Annotated in this window: 5 protein-coding genes and 1 pseudogene; 4 read left to right on the top strand and 2 right to left on the bottom strand. The window is 33.4% G+C overall.

Going from position 1 to position 7,853, the window contains the following annotated elements:
* Positions 1-53 precede the first annotated feature (53 nt).
* From FOF46_RS29705 to FOF46_RS33025, 4 genes are all read left to right on the top strand, one after another.
* Positions 54-1,646, top strand: a complete 1,593-nt coding sequence (locus tag FOF46_RS29705; protein ID WP_143919065.1) for an RHS repeat domain-containing protein — start codon at positions 54-56, stop codon at positions 1,644-1,646.
* A 35-nt stretch (positions 1,647-1,681) separates the two neighbouring features.
* Positions 1,682-6,136, top strand: a complete 4,455-nt coding sequence (locus FOF46_RS29700; RefSeq protein WP_167572008.1) for a DUF6443 domain-containing protein — start codon at positions 1,682-1,684, stop codon at positions 6,134-6,136.
* A gap of 8 nt (positions 6,137-6,144) precedes the next feature.
* Positions 6,145-6,690, top strand: a complete 546-nt coding sequence (locus FOF46_RS29695; protein ID WP_143919063.1) for a hypothetical protein — start codon at positions 6,145-6,147, stop codon at positions 6,688-6,690.
* A gap of 260 nt (positions 6,691-6,950) precedes the next feature.
* The gene (locus FOF46_RS33025) at positions 6,951-7,073 is read left to right on the top strand and encodes a hypothetical protein (RefSeq protein WP_262713275.1); all 123 of its coding nucleotides are present in this window, start codon (positions 6,951-6,953) and stop codon (positions 7,071-7,073) included.
* Between the two features lie 317 nt (positions 7,074-7,390).
* Here FOF46_RS33025 and FOF46_RS29690 read toward each other — a convergent pair whose 3' ends face one another.
* Positions 7,391-7,639: a GlsB/YeaQ/YmgE family stress response membrane protein gene (locus FOF46_RS29690; RefSeq protein ID WP_109438747.1), complete on the bottom strand. Its 249-nt coding sequence runs from the start codon at positions 7,637-7,639 to the stop codon at positions 7,391-7,393.
* A 101-nt stretch (positions 7,640-7,740) separates the two neighbouring features.
* Positions 7,741-7,853, bottom strand: a pseudogene (locus FOF46_RS32845) (IS982 family transposase); the annotation flags it as partial.

Here is a 7,853-nt window from a genome sequence, read left to right as displayed (position 1 = left end):
AATCCTTTTAAAACCTTGAGTATTTTATCGTAATTTGCTTGAAAGTTGTGCATATGAATTATAGTGTCGTAACTACAATTTACTGCCTTTTAGCAGTTTGCGCAACTTTTTCTAAATGCACAACGGGTAGTTTTAATAGAAAAGTATATCTAAAACCGGGAACATATAGAGTTTCTGCTTCAGTAAGTAATGCAGGCACTTCTACTATAGGTTCTTATGTTGAAGGATCAGCAACAGTAAAAATAAATAGAGGTAATACACAACAACCACAAGCCAGATCTAGGGCAACAGGAGGTATCAGGATTCAAACGATCAAAAGTTGTCCCGATAATAATCCAGATAACTGCATCACCAAAGAATATGTCTACGAAAATGTTGAAGGCGTGAGTGAAGGACTCCTATTTAGAAGAAGAAATTTAACTACATATGTGTATGGAACAACTAACGTCGTGAATGGAGGCGTACAAGACTGTGTATACAGAAGCTATTCTAGTTCTAGTAACCTGCCTCTAGGATATTATATGGGAAGCCATATAATATATAAACAAGTTATAGAAAAATTCACTTCAACCAATGGGAATAACGGGTCACGAAAATTGATTTTTAATCGTAATATCCCAGCACCCGTTATTTTTCCATTTCTAATAAAAGATGATAATGCTTATAAAAATGGGAAACTACTTAAGGAAGAAATTGCTAAATCTGATGGAACTCTCGTAAAAGAAACTGTGAATCATTATGATTATGACGACGATTTAGGTTTTAACCAAAGAGTATACTCTGTAAAAGTTAGACAAAATCTATTTTCATCCCAAGGTCCAGGAAATTATGTTGCAGATACTACAAGCTTTAATGCAAGTCGTAATGTAGATAGACTCATCCAAACAGCAGTAACAGATCATTATAATGGCTCCACTGTATTTACCCAAAACCTGTACAAGTATAATAATCCACAGGGACACCTAAAAGAACAGGAAATTATAAATAGTACTAATGAAAAAGTAATCAACACCTATTTCTATCCATATAATTTTACTACTGCTATAGCTAATAATCTATCGAATCTAAATAGGATTTCCTCTCCTATTCAAACAAAAATCTTTGAAGATCAATCATTACTAAATACTCAAAATATGGAGTATAAAGATTGGGATAATAACATCTTACTTCCAGAATTTATAAAAACAGCCAAAAATAATGATACACCAGAACCAAGACTTACTTATTATGATTATGACAATTTTGGTAATCCATTAGAAGTTTCAAAAACTGATGGACCTCATGTAGCTTATATCTGGGGATATCAAGATAGGTTACCAATTGCAAAAATAGAAAATGCTACCTATAATCAGATCACCTCATATGTGGCCAATCTAAAAGCTAAATCAAATGCTGATAATGACCGCACTTTTGGAAATTCTGGTAAAGAAGGGATATTACGACAAGCACTTAATGAACTAAGAAATACTTTACCAGAAACACAAATTACTACCTATACCTATGACCCTTTAGTTGGAGTAACCAGTATGACAGATCCAAAAGGATATACTATGTATTATGAGTACGATGATCTTAACCGTCTCAAATCCGTAAAAGATGATGAAGGAAACCTGGTTTCAGAGAATAAATATGCTTACAAAAACTAATGATGATGATAAAAAATAAAACAATAAAAAACAAGATGATCACATTAGTTCTAATGTTGATTTTCATAGTCTTAAAATCGAATACAATAGCAGCGCAAGTCCAGGGAAATATTAGTGGACCTACTACTTCAAATATTGGGGAAACTCATAGATATGAGTTATTTTTATCTGGTTTTCAAGGAAATCCCACATACCAATGGCAAGTAACAGGGGGACTTATAGTTTCTCAAACAACCAATAAAGCAGATATAAGCTTTGTAGATTCTGGTACTGTAACTATAACGTGCATCGTTAGCTTTTCAAATAATGATCAAATTTATGCTTATGATTATAATGTTACGGTATTTCCAAATGTTGTTGCTCCTCCAAATCCCACTGTTATTTTGGGGTGTAATAATGCAACATTAAACAGAACGGGAGATCCCGATCCTAATGTTACTTGGTATTGGCAAGGGAAAAATCCTGATGGTGAAAATTTTAATTTGGGAAATGACGCAACATATACGGTTAATGAAGGCTCTGGGCGTTATTACATTAGAGCCTATGATTATAATGGTGGTTGGAGCGATGATTCTGGTTTTGTAGATGTTACTATACCTCCACTAGTAACGCCTCCTTCTATCCCCTCTATTACAGAACTTTGTGGTAGTACGACTTTAAGTTTTAACTCTGCTAATGTTCCTAATGGTGTTACTTGGTATTGGCAGAGCTCAGATTCTGGAACCGATAGCTCTAATTCTGAATCATCAATAAGTTTTACCGCAGGTAATGCTACAGGAAATGTACATTATATAAAAGCTCAAGATAATACTACGGGATGTTGGAGTACAGCTACAAGAATTGATTATATAATTAATTCTAGTTCTATATGGTATGCAGACACAGACGGTGATGGATTTGGTGACCCTAATACTTCTCTTAGTGATTGTACACAACCTACAGGATATGTAAATAATGCAAATGATCAATGTCCTGAGGTATATGGGCTGGATAACGGATGTGCCGTTGCTCCTTATACTCCGATCACACTAAGTAATGAAAATTATGTCTTTACACGAGTATATCAGGAAGCAATGGTATCATCAGATGATATTAGATTTAACAAAGATGTGATTGAGAGTATTACATACTTTGATGGTTTAGGAAGACCAAAGCAACAAGTAGGAATTAAAGCTTCACCAAATATCAAAGATATTGTTACCCATATCCCTTATGATGACTATGGTAGACAGACAAAGGATTATTTACCTTTCGAAAGAAATAGTACAACAGCAATAGGAAGCTATGCTACCGTAAATATCAATAATGACATCAATAGTTACTATAAAACGACCTATGGTGATGATTTTATAGATGTGCCAGCTAATCATCAAGATTTTAATGCATACTCAGGACGTGCATTTGAAGCTTCACCTCTAAATCGAGTGCAAAAACAAGGAGCGCCTGGTAAAGATTGGAAAGTAGATTCAACTAGTAACAATGATCATACTATCAAATTTGATTGGAACACTAATCTTATAGATGAAGTAATACACTTTAAAGTTACTTTTGAAAGAGAAAACACGGGAAAACCACAACTGGTAAAAGATGGCTTTTATACTTCTAACCAACTGCACATCACTATTACAAAAGATGAAAACTGGCAACCCGGTCAAACTCATCCAAATGATCATACGACCAAGGAATATAAAGACAAATTAGGTAGAGTAATTTTAAAACAAACGTTTAATGAAGGTATACCACATGACACCTATTATGTATATGATGATTTTGGGAATTTAACCTATGTAATTCCGCCAAAAGTAACTACTAGTGATGGTGTTAATTCTGTAGAATTAAATGCACTCTGTTATCAATATAAGTACGACTACAGAAACCGTTTGGTAGAAAAGAAAATTCCTGGAAAGGGAGGATTCACCGATTGGGAGTCTATCATCTATAACAAATTAGACCAACCGATACTCACACAAGATGCCAACCAAAAAGTAAAAGGAGAATGGTTGTTCACCAAATACGATGCTTTTGGAAGGGTTGCCTATACCGGTATATATAAAAGCACGCGCAATAGAGGGACTTTACTCTTGGTAATGAGCGGAATAGACACGTTTTGGGAGAAGAGAGAACCAGCTACTGCAACCGGAGGAACTACATTATATTATAGTAATGATGCGTTTCCAAATACAGACATAGAAATACTTACAGTCAACTATTATGATGATTATAATTTTGATATCAATGGGTTATCAAATCCAGGTACGGTATACGGAATAGACACCAGTGATCGTACCAAATCGTTAGCCACAGGAAGTAAAGTAAAAGTACTTGAAACAGATAATTGGATTACTACCGTTACTTATTATGATCAAAAAGCAAGACCAATATATGTTGCGAGTAAAAATGACTATCTCAATACTACAGACATTGTAGAAAGTAAATTGGATTTTATAGGCAGAGTCGAAGAAACCAAAACTACGCATACCAAGGATAGCAATCCTCCAATAGTAACGGTAGACAAGTTCAGTTATGACCATGTAGGTAGATTATTAACCCAAACCCAACAGATCAATACCCAAAATGTAGAACATTTGGTACATAACAAATACGATGCCCTTGGGCAATTGATCAAAAAGGATGTGGGAGGCACTTCTACTATGCTAAGTACAGGTAATACGATCATTAGTCCGGCAGTCCAACCACTACAAACGGTAAACTACAAATACAACGTACGTGGTTGGCTAAAACAAATAAATGATCTCACCCGGAATTTGGGTACTGATTTGTTTGCTTATAAAATTAATTATAATACTACCGAGATTGTAAATAGTAACCCCTTATATAATGGCAATATAAGTGAAACACATTGGAGAACAGCGAATGATGATATATTGCGTAATTACCATTACAGTTATGATGCCTTAAACAGATTAAAACAAGCCTCTTTTATATTTGGTATAGGCTATTCTAGCTCATATACTTATGATAAAAATGGAAATATTGAAACACTTGTTCGATTCGATCAGAATTCTTTTAGCGATACAATGGATGACCTCACCTATACATATGATTGGGGTAATACATTATTATCAGTAAGTGATACTGGTAATACTAAAGGTTTTAAGGATGGAAATACATCTGGTAATGATTATGATTATGATAAAAATGGTAATATGACTAAAGATCGTAACAAAGGGATTACCAATATTACCTACAATCATTTAAATCTACCAGAAACAGTTTCTATTAGTAATAGTGAAGGAACAGGAGATATTACGTATATTTATGATGCTACTGGGGTTAAACTTAAAAAGACAGCTCCTAGTGGAGGTTCTTTAATCGATACTGAATATGCCGGGAATTATATCTACAAGAATGGTACTTTAGAATTCTTTAACCATGCAGAAGGCTATGTAGAAAAAGAAGCAGATGGGTATAAGTATGTCTATCAATATAAAGATCACCTTGGAAATATAAGGTTATCTTATAAAGATACCGATAAAGATGGATCAATTACTCAGGATGAGATTGTAGAAGAGAATAATTACTATCCTTTTGGCATGAAGCATCGAGGATATAATAATTTGATCACAAGTACTAATCCTGCTTTGAATTATAAATATAATGGAGCGGAATTAAATGAAGATTTAGGACTCAATCTTTATGAAATGGATCTTCGTCAATACGATCCAACTATTGCCCGATGGACTGGTATCGACCCAGTTACACATTATTCAGCAAGCACATATAATGCTTTTGATAATAATCCAGTATTTTTTGCAGACCCAAGTGGAGCTAATTCCATATATAATTTTGAAACAGGACAATATGTAATAAATGGAACAGTAGTATCATTTGACGAAGCAATGGCTTATGCTAATAATGGAGGTAATGCAGATGGAAGTAATAATAATACAGCTGATGATTCTAAATCAAGTGAGAACTGCTGTGGATCGTATTTAATCGGAAACAAACATGTAGAAAGCCCAAAAGAAAATTCTTATTTAAATTATAACCCGGGTTATAGGAAAGTTGTTAAAGAAGCTGCCTTTAGAGCAGGTGTTCTAGCAACTAGGGTAGCTGGAATTCGAGATTACGGAGGCACTAACTTTGGGTATAGTGGAGCGATTCGACATTCTTATTGGATGTATTTGCTAGCAATAGAATTAGGTCCTGAAATAGCTGAAGCTATTGGTATATTGCACGAAGATTATGTGGTTCAATCGGGTAAAGATAAAGGAAGAGATAATCCTGATACAGATGATGGTGAAATGGATTTAATAAATAATGCTTGGGGAGTTAACCTAGCAAGACAAAATCCAAATTTAGATTATTTAGAGTTTGAAGACAGATTTTTTGAAGATGCTACTAACAAAACTAATACAACCATAAGGATTCTTCACCTCAAGACTATACCTAAAGAATCTTTACTAACTAAACGCGAAAGAGTTGAACGTTTGAACCAAAGAACATTAGTACGCTTTGGAGAATATTAATTTATAATATGATAAAAATAAAAAGTATTTTAATTTTAACGATAGCATTATTTTTAATAATCTTATGCTATGTATTTATTATGTTTAATAACGTTAGTAAGATTGAGAGTAATTGTTTAGCCAATGATTTTGATTCAGTATTTGAGAAAGAAAATAGTATAGAATTAGGCAAGGTTTATGATTTTTCCGAAATCCTTAATTGTAAAAGTTGGGATGAAGTAATAATAGTAAGTGGAGAACGAGTAAGTAGAACCGCTATATTTTTAAAAGAAGGTATAGCTTTACCCAAAATAGATTATTATTTTAGTTACCCAAATGGTAGTTTAGTTCTCTATTTAATAAAAGATGAGAAATTAATTTCTGGTCCATTATCATACTGGCAATCAGGCTTTATATACCTTGAAGGCCTGAATAGTTTTGATTATGTCCATTTAGAAAAGGAAGAAGCTATTTTTAAATGTGTCAGACTTGAAACAATAGGCTCTGATAAAGAAATACTAACCTTTGAATTAATTGATAAACCCGATCCCTCGCTGGGGTATAGTATGCGCTAGTTCGAGTTTGCAACTCGGACTTCCATATGAGTAATCAAATAAAGTTTAAGAGACAGTCATAAACAAGGTGACTGTTTCTTTTATAGCCTAAAGTAAAATAATTAAAACTAAATATTATAACCCGATCACTCGAATATGATAGCGCATTCAATGGATAAGAAACAAGACAGAACTCTTGGATGTCTATAAAATGACCAAGAGATATACAAATCACTAAATATTTTAATAGTATGTTACAAAACATTTTAAATTTAGAAGGAGTGCAAACGTTAGAAAGAACAGTATTAATCCAAGTTAAGGGAGGTCATTGCGCAGGGAACGAAAGTGGAGACGGTGAATGTGAGCGGATTTTTGATGCCAATGGTCAAGAAGATTTTGCGTAGATCCCCGTTCCCTCTAAAGTGTCTCTAGTGGCGTTTTGAGTAAGCGGTAAGAATGTCTCGTCCTAAAAAAGGTTACATATTTTACATTAAACTGCTCTACGAAGTTTGCAGTTTCGTAGCAGCAACAGTAATAGAATAAGTATAGAAAACTTGAAATAACAGTCACATTTGTAAAATTGTGGCTGTTATTATTTTAAGAATATGTTGTAATAAACTACGAAGTCATAGACATTCGTTAGAGCAATGGATGTACTTCAAGTTTGGAGTTATTAGACTTCTACAAGTTCATACTATTTACATTTTCTAAGAACAAATACTTACCGCTTTTTAAATATTAAATTGAGTATAAACAAAATAAGTATTGCCCCTATGGCACCAGTAAGTATTGCTCCAATCCATCCAGAGCCAAGACTAACACCAAGTTTTCCTAAAAGCCAGGAACCAACAAAACTACCAACTATCCCAACAATAATATTGCCAATAATACCCAAGCCACTCCCCTTGTAAATTAGACTACCTAACCAACCAGCTACTGCTCCTATAAGAATTGTAATAATTATTCCCATTTTTAAAAAACTAAATTATTGAAACACCACTAATTTAACAGAAATATCTAATAATGTAAACATTATTAGATATTATTTTATTTATAATACCCGTTGTGCATTTAGTTAATATTAATTTTTAGGTTGTTTATATTTCTGTTGAATTCAAACCTATTGATATATTGAATAATGGTCATTGCTGTGATCTTTGATAAGATTCTATTTTTAAATCCCT

The sequence above is a fragment of the Aquimarina algiphila genome (assembly GCF_007489275.1).
GTDB classification, from domain to species: Bacteria; Bacteroidota; Bacteroidia; order Flavobacteriales; family Flavobacteriaceae; genus Aquimarina; species Aquimarina algiphila.
The sequence above is the reverse complement of the archived record's forward strand: the minus strand, read 5'-3'. Positions and strand labels throughout refer to the sequence as shown.